The sequence below is a fragment of the Staphylococcus sp. HMSC34G04 genome (assembly GCF_001838765.1).
Lineage (GTDB): Bacteria > Bacillota > Bacilli > Staphylococcales > Staphylococcaceae > Staphylococcus > Staphylococcus epidermidis.
Genome location: NZ_KV838739.1, coordinates 260,613 through 283,249 on the forward strand (window position 1 = coordinate 260,613; position 22,637 = coordinate 283,249).

Annotated in this window: 1 protein-coding gene (only partly in view); it reads right to left on the reverse strand. The window is 31.8% G+C overall.

Translation table 11 applies throughout. The annotated features are described in order from the left end of the window. On the reverse strand, positions 1–22,637 hold the 3' portion of the coding sequence (gene ebh, locus HMPREF3241_RS08030; RefSeq protein WP_070853583.1) for a hyperosmolarity resistance protein Ebh. The gene runs 7,813 nt beyond the window's last position; the window shows 22,637 of its 30,450 coding nt (coding positions 7,814–30,450); its start codon lies off the right edge, out of view — the gene reads right to left on this strand; it ends in the stop codon at positions 1–3.

The window sequence follows — 22,637 nt, forward strand, 5'->3', positions numbered from 1 at the left end:
TTACTTTTTAGAACGCTTTTTGTTTTTTACAACTTTTTTAGTTGATCGAGGCGTTTTCTTCTTTTTAGAAGCAACTTTCTTCTGTTTTGTATCATTGTTATCACTGTTTAGTTTACGTTTAACGACGGGGATTGAATGAATATCCTCTTCCTTCAATTGCTTTTCTTTAGATTTCTTACGTTTAGCAACTGGAATTGAATGTTTGTCATCGTTTTGTATTTGTTCTTCTTTATCTATTTTACGCTTAGTTATTACCATTGGATCTATTTTATCAGTATCTGAAAGACGAATGTCTTTGCGATGATTTTTTATCGATTGTTTTTCTTCTTCTTCTTTTTTACGTCTTTTAGCTAAAACTAACCAGAAACTAGAAAGTAAACCAGTTAATGTGATAACACCTACAGTTTTGCCAAAATTATCAACTAAATGTTTGAATAGGCTATCATTATCATTCTTATGAAGTTTTGGTTGCTGTGTCTCTTTATTGTTTTTTCCTGGTTCAACACCCGTTCCTTTTAGAACTTCTTTGAATGTTTCAGTTTGTACGATATGGTTTGCAACATCCTTTTCTCTTAATCTAGCATCAAATTTTGATTGAAGATCATTAAAGTTATGCAAAGAATCCTTGAAAGATTGATTTGTAATATTTACATTTACTTTCATGATTTGCTCTATACCTTGTAACAATGCTTTGTTTACATCTTGTACGGTATGTGCATCACGAATTGAATTCATCGTTTCTAATTGAATTTGTTTAATTCTATCAAGTGCCCATTTTTTTATTAAGTAAGAAGCAGATTGATTATTTAATATTTGCTGAGTTTTATTTATTACAACATATCCTAATTTATGTTCTGCTATATGTTTTTCACCTAGTAAATGTGCCTTGTTTATAATATGTTCATATCTATTATTAAACTCTTGATGTAATTGATTTAATTCTACTAAATTATGAGCATGATCGACTTTGGCTAAAAATTCTTTTTGTAGTGCAGTTAACTGTTTATCAAACTGAGTTTTTTCTTTAGAAGTCAAACCTTTTATTGCTTCGATTTCTTTGAAACCATTTTGGATTTGAGTATTAACATCAGTAATGATATCCTTTTTAGCTTTATTTAGCGTAAAGCGTTTAGGATCAAATTGATCTATTTCTTTAAAATCAGTTCGTTTTACTGTTTCAATATCTTTAATCGATTTTGAATGATTCACTTTATCGATAGCTTGCTTTTTCAATCTTTCAATTTCAGCTTTTGCATCTTCACGTTGAGTAGACGTTAATTCGTTATTAGAATCTATATCTTTGATTTTTTGTTTTACCAGAACATCAATTATTTTTATAGCATCATTTTTAGCTATTTGTAATTCTTTTTCTACAACTTTCACTGGAACATTTACAGTGATATATGAGCCATCAGCTAACATAACCTTAACTATAGCGGTTAAGTGATCAGCTACTTTATCAGTCTTTGGTAATGAAACAATATTTGCTTTAAGTTCATCAGTTAAAGTCATAGCTCCAATTATAGCTTCTAATGAAATCGTTTCATCTCTGTGAACAACCACCTCACTTGTTACTAGAGCATTTTGAAGGCTCAATTCAGGTAGTTCAAAAACTAATGGTTGTTGATCAGTATCCCAAATAACAATATGAGCTAAAGTATTAAATGCATGCTCTTTATTGTTATTGATATCATCAATTGAATTAGAATTTTCGATATGTTGAAGTGCATCTTTTTCTGTTTTATCAATATCTGCTAAAGCATGTGCTTTTTGAGAAGGTGTTAAATCAGTGTTGTTATTTATTGCATCTCGTTTCTTTTGTGATAACTCTTTTATCACTTGTTTAGCTTCTGCTTTGGCGATAATTAATTTTTTAGTAGTATCAATGATTCCATCTAGTTTTGTTGTAGCATTTTCTATTTGTTGTTTATTTATAGCTTGATGAATTTCATTCTTAATTTCATTTACTAACTTCTTAATTTGAGATATTAGTTTATTTTTTTCTTCATTTGATAAGTTTGGATTTTGACTAATTAAGTGATTTATATTTTCAACTTTTTGGTCAATCATTTGATTAGCATCTAGTTTTGCTTTAGGCAATTCATCTGCATGTATGTGTTCAATTGCAGATTGCCCTTCATCTTTTGCTTGATTAACTAAATCATTTGATGTTGCGTCATTAATATTAGAAAGTGCTTTTCTAGCTTCCTCATTTACCATTTGTTTAGTTTGATCTTTAGAATTTGATGTTGCATTAGCATGTTCAATTTCATCAAGTTGACGTTTAAGCGTTTCTTTAATGTCATTATGTGCTTTTGCTTGAGCATCTTTAAGTCTTGCGATTCCATTTAAAAGTGCTCTAGCATCATCCATATTTTGAATCATACCAATTATGATATTAACGTCTTTATTTGTACCGTTTTCTTTGTCAAGAACATTATTCGCTAAGTTGATAGCGTAATCATATTGTAATTTTAGGTCTTCATCGGCATTTAAATATTCGATGTTGTCTTTTGTAGTTGCTGTTAATTGAGTTACATGTTCTTTTAAACTTTGCATAGCATCATCTAATTCAATTGCATTATCAACAATTTGGTTAATCATTTTAATGTCTTTAGACGCTCTAATCTGATTAATTATTGCAGCTTTTTGAGCATTATTAAGTATATCTAATTCTTTAATAACATATACTTCAGATTTTTGTTGATGTTCTTTTAGACGTTGTTCACCATTTAATTGATCTTTTGCATTATCTATTTGTGTTAAAAGATGCTGAATGTCATTGATATTGACATTTGTACCGCTATTTTTATTTAACACGCCTTTAGCTTCTTTTAAAGCTTTGTTAAATTGACGTTTTAAATTATAATCAGCATTTCTATAATTTAAACTTGCCTTAACGGGATTTACTAAAGTTTTAAGTTGATCTCTCAATAATTTCATTTTATCGTTTAATTCTAACGTTGATTGAGTGAGCTGAGATAACTCTGTTAAAGTATTTGCTGCATTTACCTTGTTTGTGACATCTTCAAGTTGCGCTTTATTTAAATCTTTTAATACTTTTATTAATTTTAGATCTTTGCTTTTCTCAGTTGCAAGTCGTTGTTCACCATTTAATGCATTTTTTGTATCGTAAATGGCTTGACTAAGGCCTAATACTTCTTCAATCGTTGCTGGATTTTCTGAAGTTTTAGAGCTTGTTGCACTTGCTTGTTGTAGTGCCTCATCAAATTCAATTTGTAAATTCTTATCTGCATTAATATAATTCACACTATTTGGAACAGAAGATGAATTACTTTCTATAGTATCTTGTAAGTCTTTCATTGCATTATCTAAATCACTAGCATTAGATAATGTATTTGCTAAAGATGATAAATCATCAGAGGTGTGAATATTATTTTCAGCAATATGACGTTGTGCATCATTGATATAAGATAAAGATTGTACATATTGAATTGCTTTATCTTTAGCTTTTGATAAACGTTGGATACCATTTAAAGCATCTTTAGTATCCTCAATCACTTGTTTGAGTCCCTCAATTTGTATTTCATCTAAGTTTTTACCAGTTTCTTTTGCAAGTACTTTTCTAGCATTACTTAAAGCATGGTCAAATTGTTGTTTTAAATCTTCATCTGAATTTATATAATTTGAGCTTGCTTGGACAGGAAGAGCTTGATTATTAAGTGCATCTCTTAAAGATTTCATTGCATCATTTAAATCAAATGCTTGATTCACGATTCTAGACAATTGTGCAATAGAATTAGTATTCATAATTTCATCGTTTGCATGTGTGAATTGAGCTTTATTAATAAATTTTAAACTATCAATTAGTTTTTCTGCTTTTGATTTTGCAGCTGTTAAACGTTCAATACCATTTAGTGCATCTTTAGTCTTGAATATATCATCTTTAAATGTATCAATTGAATTGAAATCTAAGTTCTGACCTTGAGTTTTGTTAAGCACATCACGTGCATTGTTGATAGCTTGTGTAAAGTTATCTTTGCGTAGGTTGTCGGCGTTAATGTAATTTATACTTGCTTTGGTTTGAGCATAGTTATTAACGATTGCCTTAGCTAATTCACCCATAATGTCATTGAGGTTTGTACCATCGTTGACAAGATGTTCTAATTCTAATAAATCATGCGATTGCGTTACTTTATCTTCTAAAGCAGACTTTTGAGCATTGTTTATTTTTTCTAGTGATTTGATATATTCTAAAGCTCGTGGTCTAGCATGATTTAATCTTTCGAAACCATTTAACGATGTTTCTGCATTTATTATTTGTTGTAACGCTTGTTTTGTTTCATTTTGGGTTGCGTTAGTTTTTTGTATATCTTGTCCATGTTCTAGTGCATCATCATAAGCGATAATTTTGTCGTCGTCGGCTTGTCTATAATTATCACTATTTTCAACTGAATCAGCATGATTAATGAATTGTTCTAATTTACCCATTACTTTGTTTAATGCCTGAGCATTGTTACTAGCAGTAGCGATTTCTTCTAGTTTTGTTGCGTTTTTAACACTTTCTTTCGCAGTTTGTTGTTGTAATGAATTAAGATGTGTTAATTGGTCAATTGTTTGATTAGCATGAGCTTTAGATTCTTCAACTCGCTGATCACCATTTAGATTTTCTGATGCTTGAGTTAATTGTTCTAGTGCTTGTTGTACTTGATCTAAACTTACATTTGAGCCATTTATTTTATCAATGATAGCTTGAGCATGTGAAACAGTTTGGTCTACTTTTTCCTTTTTATCCTCTGAAGCTTCAGTGTAATTAGGCAAAGTAGTATCTGTAATCACTACTTGAGTTTTATCTTCAAGTGATTTCATGGCTTCATCTAGGACTTTAGCTTGTTGCAGAAGTTGCTTAACTTCAGTTCTTAAAGCTGCGTGAGAAATCATATCTTTTAAAGATTGCTTTTGTGCATTATTAAGATAATTCATATGTTTAACTTCATCATTTGCATTTGATTTGTCATATGATAGTTTTTCTGCACCAAATAGTATTTTTTCGTTAGCTAAGACATTATCTTTAACAATATCGACCTTATATGGTTCTAATGTTGGATTTGTTGTCTGATTAAGTAGTTGTTCAGCATCAGCAATAACTCGATCGTATTGTTGTTGATATTTTGAATCTTCATTTAAATATTTACTATCGTTCAATATATTATTTTTATGAGCAACTACTTGTTGTAGTGCTTCCATAGCTTTATCAAGAGATTGAGCATTATCTAAGTTCTTCGCAACTTGTTCGCGTGTTGTAGCATTTGTATTCGCATTTATCATGACATCGCGTTGAGCAACGTTAAGATGAATTAGCCCATTAATTGCATTAGCAGCATCTTGTTGTGCATGAGTAAGTTTCTGATCACCATGTAAGTTATTTTGAGCAGTTTCAAGTTCATAAGTTATGCTATTGATTACTGTTGGATCCATTTCAGGATTTGTTTGTCTATGAATGATTGAATCAACATGATTTATAGCTTGTTGATAGGCCTCTTTTTCGGGTTGATCTTCGTTAATGAATCGACTACTATCTAACACTTTATCTACATTTTTATAAACTTTGTTAAGTGCTTTCATTGCATGATTTAATAATTTTGCTTTTTCAATCGCTTGCGCAACTTCTGTTCTCGTTTTAGCAGTATATATTTGATTAGATATTGAACTGCTTTGTTGTGATGTTAAATCATCCAATTTACTTAATTCTTTATCAGCTAAATCGATAGTTTGATAAAGTTTTTGTTTACCTCTGAGTTGTTTTTTCGCTTGATTAACTTCGTTGATAGCATGCTCTATATCTTCAATAGATAACGTTGGATTTACTGTTTCGTTAAGTATTTCTGTCACATGATTAACGGCGTTATCATATGTTTCTTTAACATCAGGGTCTTCGTTAATATAGTTACTTGACTGTTTAACTTGCTCTTTATCTTTGATACTTTCTTCTAAATTCTCCATGACTTGATCGAGTAGTTTTGCTTGGCCAATAATAGCAGCAACTTCAGTTCTGGTAACTGCGCTATTAATTTTCTCATTTAATACGTTTTGTTGCGCTTGATTTAAGTGCGTCAATGTAGGTATAGATTGATGTGCGTTTTGCTTATCAGCATCTAACAATTCAACGCCATTTAAGTCATTATTCGCTTGATTTACAGCATCCGTTAGTTGCTTAATTATTTCTTTATCCAGTGTTGGATGTTGTTCATTGATAATATTTTCGACTTCTCTAACTGCGTGATTATATTGCTCTTTTTTATCATCACTTGCATTAATATATTTGCTCTCTTGTCTTACAGTTGATTGATTTTGAATGCTGTTTCTTAAATGCTTCATAGCATCATTTAGAGCTTGCGCACTTTGAAGTTGTTCAGCTACTTTTTCTCTTGTTTGAGCTTTATTAACCAATCTATTTATGGCATCTCTTTGTGGTGCATTTAAATCGTTTAAACTATTAATCAATAAGTTTGCATTTTCTTTTGCTTGTTGTAATTTATGTTCTCCATCGAGTGCATTGATGGCATGCTTTATATTATTGATTGCATTCTCTATTTCGTCATGAGACATCGTAGGGTTTGCTACTTGATCAATGATTGATTGTGCATGATTAACTGTATCGTTGTACATATTTTGAGGTGTACTATCCTCGTTTATATAATTGTTTGATTGTCTCACATTATCTTGTTGAGCAACGATATCTTTAAGTTTTTTCATATCATTATTTAAAGCTTTCGCTTTGTTATAGATATTATTTACTTGTGAAACTATAGTTGCTTGTTCAATTTCATGAGTTAATGCTTCTTTTTGAGCTTGATTGAGGTTATCTAAGTGATTGACTGCAAAAGTTTTTGAATTTTTATTGTCATTCAATTCACGTTCACCATGAAGTGCATCTTTAGAAGTTTTTACATTTGATGCTGCATGTTCCACCTCTAAAGGATTCATAGTTGGATTAGATGTTTGATTGATTATTTGTTTTACACGATCAACGGCATTGTTATATGCAGTTTGTTTACCAACAGTTTCATTAATGTAGTTACTTGTTTGTTTAACATTATTTTCATCAGTGATACTTTGACGTAAAGTATTCATTGAATCGTTTAAAGCTTGTGCTTTATGAATTACTTGATGTACTTCAGAACGGGTATGAGTTTGTTGAATTTCTTGATTTAATTGTTCTTTTTGAGCTTGGTTTAGACCAGCCATTTGATTAATAGTATTGATGGACTGTTGTTGAGCTTGTTCTAGTTTTTGTTCGCCATGTAAATCATTTTTAGCTTCAGTAATTTTATCAGCAATAGTGTTAATATTAGCTGGAGACAAATTTGGATCTGTTTGTTCAGCAACTATGTTTTTACCTCTATCTGTATATTCATCAAAGTTAACTTGTTGAGAAGTATCCTCATTAATATAATTACTCGTTTGTTTTACTGCGTCATTACCAGTTAAAGCATCTTCTAATTTTTTCATCGCTTCATTAAGTTGATTTGCTAATTGAACTACTTTTTGTACTTCTGGTCTAGAATTAGAGTTTTGAACTTTAGTTTCAAGATTACTTCTTTGCGCTTGATTTAAGTGATTTAACGCATTTAATGTTGCTTGAGCGTTTGTCTTGTCATTAGCAAGTTTTTGATCACCATGTAAATTATCTTTAGTTTGTTTAACTTCATTTAGTACACTTTGAATCGCATCAATTGCCATTACTGGTGTTGGTTGATCATTAATTATATTTTTAGCTTTATTAACAGCTTGATTATAAACATTTTGCTGTTCAGAATCTTCATTGATGTACTTACTACTTTGTAAAACATCAATATTATCAGCAATAGAATCTCTAAGTGCTTTCATTATATTATTTAATTGTTTAGCACTTGCAATTTTTTCTCCTACTTGATTTCTTGTTGATGCACTGAAAATATGATCTAAAATCGTATCTTTTTGCCCGTTCGTCAAGCTATTCAGATTTTGTAGTTGTTCTGAAGCTTCTTTTTTATCTTCTAATAGTTTATTACTACCATGTAAATCATTAAGTGCTTGTTTAATATTTGCAATAGCTTGATCTATTTGATTTTTATCCATGATAGGAGGATGAGCATTTATCAAATCTTTTGCTGCTTGAATTGCATGATTATAAGCATCCTGTTGGCTAGAATCTTCATTAATGAAATCACTATTTTGTTTTACTGTATTGTCATTGTTAACAATTTGTTGTAGTTGATTCATAGAGTTATCTAACTGTTTAGAGTTATTTACTATATCATCTACATGCTGTTTAGTTTGAGCTTGATTAATTAAATCATGTTGTTTATCTTTTTGTGATTGTGTTAATCCTTGCAAATGGTCGATGCTTTGATTTCCATCTGACTTAGCCTCTGCTAATTTAGATTGCCCATTTAAATTATTTTCAGCATTTTTAATCGTTTGAGTTGCTCGATTTATTACATCTTTATTAAGCTCTGGTGGTTGAGTAGTTGTAATAATTTGAGAACCATAATTTAATGCAGAATTGTAATTTGCTTGAAGACCACTATCAGCATTTATATATTTACTATCAGCCTTGATTTGTTCTTTTTTATCTATTTCAGTTTTCAGTGCTTTCATAGCTTCATTAAGTTCTTTTGCTTTTTGTAAGGCTTCTTGAACTTCTGGTTTGGTTGATGCTTGGTTAACTAATGTTTTTTCAGCAAGAACCTGTCCAGGATTTAATGCTTGTAAATGATCAATTTCAGCAACAGCTTGATTTTTAGCCTCTTGAAGTTTTTGCTCACCATGTAAACTTTCTCTAGCGTTTTGCAAGTCTAATAAAGCACCTTCAATTGTAGCTTTATCTATAGTGCTAGTTGGAACGCCATTGATAATGTCTTTAGCTTTTTGAAGTGCAGTACTATATTCATTTTGTGCCGATTCATCTTCATTGATAAAGTCGCTTAATTTTTTAACACTGTTTTCAAGAGCAACTTCATTCTCAAGTTGACGCATAACTTCATTAAGTGCTTTAGCATGATTTAAATCATTAGAAACTTCAGTTCTTGAAGGCGCAGAGTTAATCTCATCATGCTCACTTTGTCTTTGAGAATTGTTTAGGTTTGTTAAATAGTTTAATTCATTATTTGCATCTTGTTGTGCTTTTTGTAATTTTTGCTCACCATGTAAATCGTTTTTAGTTAATTGAATGTTTTGAATGGCATCTGCTATTTTATTGTTGTTTAAAACATCATCCGTAGTACCGTTTAATATTTCTTGTCCTTTTTGAATGGAGTCATTATAAATATTTTGAACTTGTGGATCTTCATTAATATATTTACTTTGCTGATGAACTTTTGACTGTTCTTCTACGAATGTTTTCAGTGTGCCCATATCATTATTTAACTTATTAGCTTGTGCAATAATTTCTGCCACTTGTTGTTTAGTTTGAGCATGATTAATTAAGTCATTTAATGCTTGCTTTTGTTTATCATTTAAGTTTGATGATTGATTTATTATTGAATTTGAATCTGCTTGATTTTGTGCTAGTTTATTTGCACCGTGCAATGAATCTTTTGCTTGAATGACTTTTTCAGTAATAGCTTGAATATTACTTATATCCATAGTTGGGTCGTTAAGTTGATTTATGAGTTGTTCAGCTTGGCTTACAGCATTATCGTAAGCTAACTTTTTCTCAGAATCTTCATTGAGATAGTTACTAGAATTTAGAGTAGCATCCTTATTGGCTATACTTTGTTTAAGTTGTTGCATAGCTTGGTTTATAGCTTTTGCTTCTTCTAGTTTCTGAGTTACTGCAGGTTTAGTTATTGTTCTATCTATATCTTGGATTAATTTTGTTATTTGAGCTGAATTTAATCCGTCTAAATTTTGTATTTCATTCTTTGCAGTTTCCTGTGCTTGTCTTAATTTATTTTCGCCATGAAGATTTTGTTCAGCGACATTAATTTCTTGAATGATACGATTGATATCAGTACTACTTATTGTTGGATTATTTTCAGCATTAATTATTTCCTGACCCTTTGCAATAGCTTGTTCATATGCTTCTTTTTCAGAGGCATCTTCGTTAATATAGTTACTATTTTGTCTTACTAATGGCGCTTTGGCAACTGCAGCTTTTAATTCTTCCATTTTTCCATTTAAGAATTTGGCATAACTTAACTGTTTAGCAACATTTGGTCTACTTGTTTGTTGGTTAATGATGTTTTTCAATGCTTGTTTTTGTGGTTCAGTTAAACCAGTAAAGTTAGTAATTTGTTGATTAGCATCTGTCTTTGCATCTTGAAGTTTTTGATCTCCATTTAATCCATTTATAGCTGTATTTAAATCTTGAGTTGCTTTTTTGATTATTTGAGGATCCATCGTCGCATTGTCTTCACCAATAATGCTATTTATATTTTCAACTGCATGATTATAGGCATTTTGTTGAGCTAAGTCTTCATTAGTATAATTGCTATTTTTACGAATTTGCTCTTGATTCATAATGCTATCTCTCATTGCTTTCATAGCATCATTAAGCTCTTTTGCTTTTTGCAATTCTTGAGCTAAACTTTCTAGAGTTGTCACATGGTTAATGTTATCCTTAACAGTTTGACGTTGTGGAACATTGAGACTATTTAAGCCATCTACGTCGTTTAGAGCATTGTCTAATGCCTGTTTAAATCTAGATTCTCCATTTAACTCGTTATGCGCTTGGTCTATCTTGTTTAATAAATCTTGTAATGCTTTATGATCTAATGTATCTGGATGATTATGAATTAAATCCTCAGCTTCTTTAATAGCATTATCATAATTTTGTTTTTTATCATTATCAGCATTAATGTAATTGCTTAAATGTTGAATTTGATCTTTATCATTTATGACTTTACGAAGTGTACTCATATCACCATTTAATTGTTTAGCAATCTCTAGTTGTTTATTTACTTCATCACGAGTATCAGCATTATTAATTAACGGTTTAAAATGGTTCTTTTGTTCTTCGGTTAAGTCATCTAAACGATTTAATTGATTATTAGCGTCTTGTTTAGATTGAGCTAATTTTTGATCACCGTGTAAATTATTCACTGCATCTTTAATATTTTGGAGTGTATCAGCAATTTTTTGTTTATCTAAGGTTGGATTAGATGTTTGATTAATTATATCTTTTGCAGCCTGGATTTTATCATTATAAATTTTTTGTTTGTCTGAGTCTTCATTTATGAATGGGCTGCTATTTGAAATTTGATCATCTTGATTCACTTGGTCTTCAAGTTGTTTCATAGCTTCATCAAGCGCTTGGGCCTCTTTAAGTTTTTCAGCAACTTGGTCCCTAGATGTAGCTCCATTAATAGCTTGTATAAGCGCATCTTTTTGAGGTTGATTAAGATGATTTAAGTTACCGATCGCTTGATTAGTTGTATTTTTGTCTTGCTGTAATTTTTGTGCTCCATGAAGATTATCTTGTGCTTGTTTAATATTATTTAAAGCATTAGTAATGTCTTGCGCATTTAAGTTAGGATTTGAGCTGTTATTAATAATGTCTTCCGCTTGTTTAAGTGCATGATTGTACGCATCTTTTTGTGCAGAATCTTCATTTGTATAATCACTGTTAGCATGAACACCATCTTTTTGCGCAACTTGTTCTTTAAGTTGTTTCATTGCGTCATTTAGTGCTTTTGCTTGCTCAATTTTTTGTTTGATATCATCTCTACTATTTGAACTATTAATTTGTTCTCTAAGTTTTTCACGTTGTGCATCTGTTAAATCTGTTAATCCATCTAGTTCAGTCGAAGACGTTTGTTTGTCTTGATTTAATTTTTCAGCACCATGTAAAGCTTGTTCTGCATTTTGAACTGATTGAGTTGCTTGGTCAATGTTTGCTTTAAGTAATTCAGGATTTTGAGTTGCGTTAATAAGACCTTCAGCACGTTGAACTGCATCATCATAGTTTTGCTTAATTTGTGGGTCTTCATTTAGATATTTACTATCTGATTTCACTTGATCTTTGTTAGCAATACTATGTCGTAACTCACCCATAGCATTGTCTAATTGTTGAGCGGTTTGTAAGTTTTGTTGAACTTGTTCTAATGTTGATGCGCTATTAACTAGATTTTTCTCTGCATCTTTTTGGGCATTGTTCAAATTAGATAGATTTGTGATTGTTTGATTAGCATTATTTTTAGCTTCCTCTAATCTATGATCACCATCTAAAGCATCTTTTGTATTGTTAACGGCTTGCGTTGCTGTATTGACATTACTTTTATTAATAGTTGGTTGATTTGTTCCGTTTATTATATTTTGAGCATTTTGTACAGCGTCATTATATGCTTGTTTTTTAGATGGTTCCGCATTGATGTAATTACCGTTTGAAACAATATTAGCATTATTTTTAATACTCTCTTTTAAGGCACTCATTAATCCATCTAAAGCTTGAGCTTCTGTTAAATCGTGTTGGACTTGCGTACGTGTAGATTCATTATCAATTAAAGAATCTTCCATATGTTTTTGAGCTGAATTCAAATTCTGTAATTGAGCAATCGTTTGTTTAGCACTATCTTTATCGTGTTGTAGTTTAGTATCTCCATGAAGATTAGATTTAGCTTGAGTTACGGCATTTGCTAATTGATTGATTGTATCTGAGCTTAACGTTGCTTGAGTTTCATCGATAACGTGTTGAGCAATATTTACAGCATTGTCATAAGCTTGTTGTTCGTCATGATCCTCATTGATATATTTACTACTATTTTTAGTATCGTTTTTATCTTTAATGCTTTCACGTAAACCATGCATTGCAGTATCTAATGTTGTTGCTTCTTGACGAATATTACTCACTTCATTACGTGTTGTTGCTGCAGTTACTTTAGCTACTTCAGCATTTTTCTGAGGTTCATTGAGACTCGTTAAACCACGTATTACAGTTTCAGCAGCTTGTTGGTCTTGTGTCAGTTTTTGAGCACCATGTAATGCATCTTTTGTAGTGTTAACAGTTTGAGTTAAACGTTCTATAGCTGATTTGTCTAGAACAGGTTGAGCATTGTTGTTGATTGTAGCTTGAGCTTCATTGACAGCATTATCATAATTGTGCTGTTCAGGTTGATCTTCATTAACATAATTGCTACTTTGTTTTACTTGACCAACGTTTTGAACACTGTTTCTTAAAGCTTCCATCGCATGGTTCAATTCAGTTGCTTTGTTTAATTCTTCTTGTACTTTTGTACGGGTATTAGCTGAATTGATTAATAGATTTAATTCACGCTTTTGACCGTCATTTAAGCTAGATAGTCCGTCTACATTTTGAGTTGCTTGATGTTTTGAGTTTGCTAATTGTTGAACGCCATCAAGATCTTGCTGAGCTTGTTGGACATGAGTTAACGCTTGTTCAATTGTAGCTTTATTAAGCTCTACGTTTGGTGTGGCATTGATGATATTTTCTGCGTTCTGTAGCGCTTGATCGTAAGCTGTAACTTTAGCTGGATCTGCGTTGATATATGCACTGCTACGTTTGATGTCCTCTTTATTTTGAATGCCATCTCTTAAATTACTCATAGCAGAATTTAATTCTTTGGCTACAGCTAACTTTTGAGCAACTTCTGTTCTAGTAGTTGATTGGTTTACTAAACCTTTTTCAGCATTAATTTGAGCTTGGTTCAAACTAGATAAACCTTCTATTTGTCTATTTGTGCTTTCTTGATCAGTGTGTAATTTGTTTTCACCATTTAGTGCTGTTTGAGTCGTAATGATTTGATTTGTTGCTTGTTCAATTTCATTTTTGCTCATGATTGGATCTTGAGATTTATCAATAATTCTTTGACCGGCTTGTACAGCATTATCATAGTTATGTTTTGGTTGTTCATCTTCATTGAAATAATTACTTTGTTGATGAACGTTATTTTGTTGGCCTATTTTATCTCGTAAAGCTTGCATTGCAGTATTTATTTTTCTATCCGAAGTTAATTGTTGATTAACTTCTGGGATTGTCTGCTGTGCTTGAACATTTTCAATTGCTTTTTGACGTTGTGCATCATTTAATGCTGTGAGTTTGTTGATTTCAGAAATAGCATTATTTTTAGCATTTTCTAAAAGATGTGAACCTTGTAACGCATTTTGAGCGTCAGTCAATTGTTGTAACTTTTGTTCAATTTTCGATTTATTTAATGTTGGATTAGCATTTTCATTAATAATATTTTCTGCTTCTTGAAGTGCCTGATCATACACACGTTGATGTTCAGTTGAATCATTAATGTAATCGCTACTTTGTTTGACATTAGTCTTTTCAGCTACTTTATCTCTTAATTGCTTCATAGCATTATTTAATGCTTTAGCTTCATTAAGATGCTCTTCTACTTCAGAACGTGTATTTGAACCGTTAACTAATGCTTCTTCACCAGATCTTTGTGGATTATTTAAATATGCTAATTGTCCAATTTCTTGGTTAGCAGTGCCCTTATCTCTTTGTAACTTTTCTGCACCATGTAAATCATTTTTAGCTGTGTTAATTTGGCTAATCGTTTGATCAATAGTAGATTTATTTAATTCTGGATTGTGTTGACCAGTTATATATGTCGAGCCATTATCAATTGCATTATCATAAGTATTCTTTTGAGTTGAATCCTCGTTAAAATAATTACTTGTTGAATGGATTGCATTTTGATTGTTAACTAAGTCACGTAATGTTTGCATTGATTGATCTAATGCTTCAGCATCACGTAATTTATTAGCAACTTGATCTCTTGTTTCTGCATCATTAACAGCTTGATTTTCTTTAGCTTTTTGCTCATTAGTTAATCCGCTTAGGCTATTTATTGAAGCAACAGCATCTTCTTTAGCTTTAGTCAGTTTGGCTTCACCGTTTAGATTGTTAATTGCAGAGTTAATATTATTAATTGCTTGTTCAATGTTAGCTTTATCTAATTCAGGATTTTGAGAATTGTTCTTAAGTGCTTCTGCAGTAGCAATCGCATTCGTATATGCTTGTTGTTGATTCGCATCTTCATTGATAAATTTACTGCTATTTATCATTTGGTTTTTACCGTTGATGAGATTGTTCAGTTGCTCCATCACCTTATTTAGTTCTTTAACTTTTGCTAATTGAGAAGCAACTTCTGTTCTAGTTTGAGAACTATTGACTAAACCTTTTTCACTGTTTCTTTGTGCATCAGTCAATTGATTTAACGTATTGATTTCTTGATTGGCATTTTCTTTAGCACGACGTAATTGATCTTCACCGTCTAAAGCATTCTTAGTAGTGAGAATCGCTTGTGCTTTCTGATTAATTAAATTGGCATCAAGAGTGGCTTGTTGTTCATTAACAATTTCTTTAGCATTATTTAGAGCCTCAGTAAACGTATGTTGTTTTTCGGGTTCAGCGTTAATATACTTACTTTCGTTTGTTACTGATTCGTTGTCAGAAATGTTTTGTCTCAACGTGTGCATTGCACTATTTACTTGATTTGCTTTACTTTGCTCTGCAGTTATATCAGTTCTTGTATGAGCAGTGTTAATAGCTGTTTTAATAGACTCTTTCTGAGGAGTGTTTAAATCAGCTAATGTATTAAGTGCATTAATTGCTTCCGTTTTAGCAGTTGCTAATTTTTGTTCACCATGTAGTGCATTCTCTTTGGTTGAAATGTTACTAACTGCGTTATCAACTAAAGTTTTATCAAGTACTGGATCAGCTGTTTTATTAATTATAGTTTGTCCCATTGTAATGGCATCATTGTATGCAGATTGTTCAGGTTGATCCTCGTTATTATAGTTGCTTGTTCTTTGTACTTCAGGCTGCTTAGCAACGAGTGATTTTAAAGTGCCCATAGAACCATCTAGCGCCTTAGCTTGATTAAGTTGTTCTTGTACTTCCGTACGAGTTTGTTTACTATTTACCAGTTCCTTTTCTTTAGCTTTTTGATCATTAGTTAAGTTTGGTAAGTCATTGATTTCTGTATTAGCACTATTTCGTGCTTGTTCTAACTTTTGTTGTCCGTTTAAATTCTGATGGGCAGTATCTACTGCTTGTGTTTTTTGATTTACTACGTCACGGCTCATTTCAGGGTTAGATTGTGCATTTATCAATGTTTGAGCATGAGTAACAGCTTGATTGTAAGCTTCTTTTGGACCATTATTTTCATTTATATAATTGCTGCCCGTTTTGACGTTGTTAACATCGTTCACACTGTTACGTAATGCTTGCATAGCAGTATTCAACTGATTGTAATCTTGTAACTGACTCGCAATATTTGTTTTTGTAGAAGCTTTGCCTACATTTTCTTTAGCTTTGTTACGTTGAGCTTCATTTAGATAAGTTAAACCATCGATGGTTGTATTAGCATCCCTTTTAGCTTCAACTAATTTGTCATTACCATTTAAATCATTTTTAGTCGTATTGACTCTTTGTGTAACTTTATTAATTTCAGCTGGATCAAGTTGAGCTTGATTAGCATCAGATTGACTAATCAGTTGTTTAGCATTGGTAACAGCGTTATTGTAAGCATCTTGTTTGTCTTTATCTGCATTAATGTAATTGCCGTCATGCAATTCATTGTCATAGTTAGCAATAGTTTGTTTCAGTTGAGTCATTGCTGTGTTAACAGTATTAGCTTTATCTTTAGCTTGATTTACTGAATTGATGTTTGGAGAGTGATTTATAGTATCAGTTAAAGCTTGTCGCTGAGCATCGTTTAAATCATTTAAGGTATTTAAATGAGCTATTGCTAGTTGTTTAGCTTCTTCTAATCTATGATTTCCGTCAAGAGCATCTTTAGTACGTTTTACTTCTTCAGCTTTTTGATTAATCACATCAACACCCATAGTCGGACTTTGAGTTTGGTTGAGAATTCCTTTAGCCGCATTGACTGCATTGTCATAGTCTTGACGTTTATTGTTAGATGCATCTAAATAATTTTCTTGTTGTTTTTGATTTTCGTAATCTGCAATACTTTCACTTAATTCTGTCATAGATTGATTTAAAGTATCTGCCTTGTTTTTAATCGTTTCTAAAGCATTATGATTAGGTGCTGAGTTAACTTGAGCTTTAAAATTATCTTTTTGCACGTTATTTAAATGACTTTCATTATTTATATGATTGATATATGGCTCTCTATTTAATGTAAGTTGAGAACGAGCAGTGTCTAACGCTTGTGTATGACTATTAGCTTCGCTAGTGTTCTGTCTTATTTCAGCTACTGTAGGTTGGCCGTTTAAAACTTGAGTGATTTTTTCAAGATTTTGTCTAGCTTTAGTTAATTTATCATTGTAATTATTAAGTGAATCTTCAGTCATACCGTCAGTATCTGTTTGTTGGTTAATACTATTTTCTAATCTATTTTTAGCTTCTTGAAGTTGAGTTTTGTCTGGAACAAGTGAATTACGAGCATTTTGTAAATCTTGTATAACTTGTTGTGCATTAGCAACGCTTTCTTTAACTTGTGCTACTGTCGGATTACGTTTAAGTAATTTATTTACTTTGCCTTTTTCTATAATTGCTGCACTTAAGCTATCATTATAGTTATCCACTGAATCTTGAGTCATTCCATCTGTGTTAGTACCTTGATCAATTTCATCTTGTAGTTGTCTTTTTATTTTTTCTAAAGGTTGAGTATCAACTTGTAAGTTATTCTTAGCTTGTGTTAAATCATTACTGATTCGTTCCGCTTCTGCTTTATTTGTTCTAATTGCATTAACATCAGGATTGTTAGCTAAAACGTTATTAATTGTGTTAATTTCGTTTTTAGCTATTTGTAGTTTTTGATTATAATTAGCAACTGATTGCTGAGTCATACCATCTGTACTAGGTACTTGGTCGATGTTATTTTGTAACGCTGTTTTTGCGGTTTCTAATGGTTCTTTATTAACTGTTAACCCATTGATTGCTTGAGTTAAGTTTGTAGTTTGCTGATTAACTCGGTCTGTTTCAGTTGTAATTTGTTGTTCAGTGGCATCACCATTATTAATTAATGCTAAAGCAGTGTTAGATTCATTTTGGGCTTCACGTTTAGCGTTTTGATAAGCGTCTACAGATTGTTGCGTCATACCGTCAGTTTGTACTGTTTGATTTATTTTATTTTCTAACTCTAATCTTGCAGCTTTTAATGCATCATTATTTGATAGTGGCTGAAGTTGACTAATTGCTTCAGTTAATTGTTGATTCAACTGATTCACTTGTTGTAATGCATTATTTACTTCTTGAACAGTACGTATAGGTTTTTGTATCACAGCGTTGGCATTATCTTTAGCAGACGTAATTTGTGTTTCTAATGATTTAATTGCTTTATTATAGGCACTGATACTTCTTGGCTTTTTATTATTTATATCGCCTCTTCGGTTTAATTGTTGAACAGCTGTTTGTAATTGACTCGTGTCTGCAGTCAATTGTTGTTTAGCCTCATTCAAATGTGCTAGTGCTTGTTCAACTTTAGATTTCTCGTCTGAAATTTGTTTTGCTGATGCATCGCCATTGTTGATGACAGATTCTGCATTTCTGATAGCACTTTGAGCCTCATTTCTCTTAGCTTCATAGTTATTAATAGAAGCTTGAGTCATACCTGTTGTTAATGGTTGATCATTAACTGCTTGTTGAAGTTGATTTTTTGCTGTGACAAGTGCACTGTTATCTTCTTTATCTTGAAGCATATGAATCGCGTCGTTAACTTTAAGTTGTACGGCTTCAACTTTTTGTAATGCTTGTGCTACTTCATTAACTGAAGGGTTACCATTTTCAAGAATTTGATGTGCTTCTGATTTAGTGTTATTGTATTGTGTCTCAATGGCTTGTAGAGCAGCTTGGTATTGTTGAATACTTGCAGTTTTTTTATCATTTGTATCAACATTTTGTATTAGTTGGTTATAAGCGTGTTCTAATTGAGACTTATCAGCACGTAAATCGTTTTTAGCTTTATTTAATGCATTAATCGCTTGATTTACTCTATTTGTTTCGTTACTAATTTGTTGTTCAGTGGCATCGCCATTGTTAATGATTTGTTGAGCCTTTTGTATTTCATCTTCAGCTTCAAGTTTTTTGGATTTATAGCTATTAGCAGTATCTGTTGTCATGCCTTGTGTTGGATCTGCTTCATTAGCAATTTGTTCAAGTCGTTGTTTTGCTTGAACTAATGCATCATTGTTTTCTTTATTCTGTAATAATGAGATTGCTTTATCTAGTTCAGGTTGAACGGATTTTATATGGTTTAACGCAGCAGTCACTTGTGATACTTGAGGATTGTCATTTGTTAAAACACTGTTTGCTTCATTTTTAGCTGAATCAATTTGAGATTGAATACGAGACTTAGCTTCATTGTATTTCTTAATACTTGATGGCGTTTTACCGCTCGTATCAATATTTTGAGTTAATTGATTATATGCATTTTGAAGTTCCTCTTTGTCTGCTCTTAAACCAGTTTTTGCATTATTTAATGCTTCTAAAGCGCGTTCAACATTTGTTTTTGCGTTAGAAATTTGTTGTGTAGTCGCATCGCCATTATCGATAACTTGTTGTGCTTTTGTTATTTCTTGTTGAGCAGCTTGTTGTTTTGAATTGTAATCATCTTTAGTTTGTCGCGTCATTCCTTCAGTTGAAGGAACTTGATCAACTGCTTGTTGAAGTTGCTCTTTTGCTCGAACTAGTTCGTCGTTGTTTTCTTTATTTTCTAAAAGTGCTCTGGCTTCGTTTAATTTTTGTTGTACTTCTCTTACTTTATTTAGTGCATTGTTGACGTTAGCTACACTTGGGTTTTGCTCTTTTAAAATTCGGTCAGCATTTGTTTTAGTATTGTTCAATTCATTACTAAATTGTTGATATCTTTGATTGTACGCATTGATAGTAGCTGGTTTCTTATTATTTAAATCCGTTGGTTGAATCAACTGGTCATATGCATGCTGTAATTCTTCTTTATCAGCTCTAAGCGCTGATTTGGCGTTGTTCAATTCATTGAGTGCTTGCTCTACCTTAGATTTCTCAGCAGACACTTGTTGTACGCTAGGTTGAGCGTTTTCAATTACTTTATTTGCCTTTTGAATAGCTTGCTCAGCTTTTTGACGTTTAGCGTTATAATTTTGAATTGTTGCTTCAGTCATACCAGTTGTATTTGGTTGATTATCTAAACTTTGTTGCAAAGCAGTTTTTGCATTAATCAATGGTTGTTTATCAACAGTAAGACCTTGTTTCGCTTGTGTTAACTCGTTATTGATTTGTTCTGCTTCAACTTTGTTTGTTCTGATGGCACTAACATCTGGATTGTTCGCTAAGACATTATTAATTGAATTTATTTTATCTTTAGCTTCTTGTAATTTACGTTGATAGCTTTGTACAGATTGTTGCGTCATACCATCAGTGCTAGGTTTTTGGTCAATATTTGCTTGTAATTGATTTTTAGCAGTTTCTAAAGGTTCTTTATTAACTGTTAAGTGATTGATTGAATTTGTTAATTCAGACAGCTTTTGATTTAATTTTTCTATTTCTGTAGAAACTTCTTGATCAGATGCATCACCATTATCAATAAGAGTTTGTGCAATACTAGATTCATTTTGAGCTTTTATTTTAGTTTGATTATAATTTTCAACAGATTGTTGAGTCATACCTTCTGTTTGAACGGTTTCATTAATTTTACTTTCAAGTCGATTACGAGATTCTTTTAAGCTTTCTTTATTCGCTAAAGGTTGTAGTAAGTTAATCGTATCTGTTAAGCGTTGGTTCAATTGCTTTACTTCATGTAATGCATTATTTACTTCTTCAACAGAACGAATAGGCTTATTGATGATAGCATTTGCTCTATTTTCAGTCTGTGTAATTTCAGATTGTAGCGAATGAATAGTATTGTTATAAGCACTAACACTGCTAGGTTTTTTGTTGTTTGTGTCGCCTCTCCTACTTAATTTTCGTACTTCAGTTTTTAACGAAGTTGTATCTGCAGTTAAATGTTGTTTTGCTTCATTAAGTGCATTAGTTGCATCTTCAACTCGAATTTTATTTTCTGTTATTTGTTCTATAGATGCATCTCCATTATTAATAATAGTCTCAGCAGAACTTGCTATATTTTGTGCATCTCTACGTTTTGCTGTGTAATTATTAATAGATTCTTGAGTCATACCATTTAGTGATGGTTGACTATTAATGGCTTGATCTAATCTTTCTTTTGCTCTGACGAGTTCGCTATTATCTTCTTTATCTTGAAGCATATTAATAGCTTTTGTAACCTCTGGTTGAATTGCATTTATCTTACGTAGGGCATCCTCTACTGCATTTACAGTAGGGTTTGTATTTTCAAGAACATTATGAGCTTCGTCTTTAGCGGTATTATATTGGTTTTCGATATTTCGTCTTGCAGACTTATAGTTTTGAATACTAGATGGTTTTTTACCATCGGTATTAACATTTTGTATAAGTTTATTGTATGCAGTCTGTAATTCTCTTTTATCAGCTCTTAAGTTATTCTTAGCATTTTGTAATGCTTGTAATACTTGCTCTACTTTAGATTTTTCAGAAGAAATATCTTGAGCGGTAGCATCTCCATTATTAATAATCGTGTTCGCTTTTTGTATTTCATCTTGAGCTTCTCGCTTTTTAGCGTTGTAATTATTAATTGTTTCTTGTGTCATACCGTGTGTTGGATCTGTATCATTTACTGCATTTTCAAGTCTGTTTTTAGCATTGACTAATTCTGTATTATTTTCTTTGTTTTGAAGCATGTTGATTGCTTCGGTTAATTTTGGTTGAATAGCTTTGATTTTGTTCAAGGCTTGAGTTACTTGTGAGACTTGTGGATTATCGTTACCTAAAATTCGCTCCGCTTCATTTTTAGCATCATTAATTTGATTTTGTATTCTGGCTTTGGCTGTTTCGTATTGACGTATACTCGCCGGTTTTTTACCGTTAGTAGATACGTTCTCAATTAATTTGTTATATGCTGTCTGTAATTCATTCTTATCAGCTCTCAGACTACTTTTAGCATTAGTTAATGCTTGCATTGCTTGCTCTACTTTAGATTTTTCATAAGTAATTTCTTGAGTTGTAGCATCCCCATTATCAATCACTCTTTGTGCAGAAGTAAGTGCTCTTTCAGCTTCACGTTGTTTGTCATTATAATTATTAATTGTTTGTTGGGTCATACCTTGTGTTTGAGGTATGTCATTTACAGCGTCTTGTAAACGTTTTTTAGCTTGTACAAGTACTGAATTATTTTCTTTTGGTTGAAGTAAAGCAATTGCTTGATTCACTTTAGGTTGAACAGTATTTATTTTATTTAAAGCGTCTCTAACTTGTTCAACGGAAGGATTAGTGTTTCGCAAAGTACTACTTGCATCAGCTTTAGCTGTATCTAATTCACTTCTAATATTTGAAATGGCCTCATTATAGCGTCTTACAGATGCTGGCTTTTTATCATTTGTTAACACATCTCTATTCAACGTATCATAAGCACTTTGTAACTGTGACTTATCAGCACGTAAGTTGCTTTTGGCTTCAGCATATTCTCTCTGTGCCTGTTCAACTGTATTTTTAGCATCATTAATTTGTTGGGATGTCGCGTCTCCATTATTTATAACGTCATTTGCATGTTGTATTGCTTGTTCAACAGCTTGGCGTTTATTGTTATAGTTCCTTGTGCTATCTTGAGTCATACCATCAGTTGAAGCGGCTGGTTGAATCGTTTGTTGTAATTGTTCTTTTGCTCTCACGAGTTGACTAT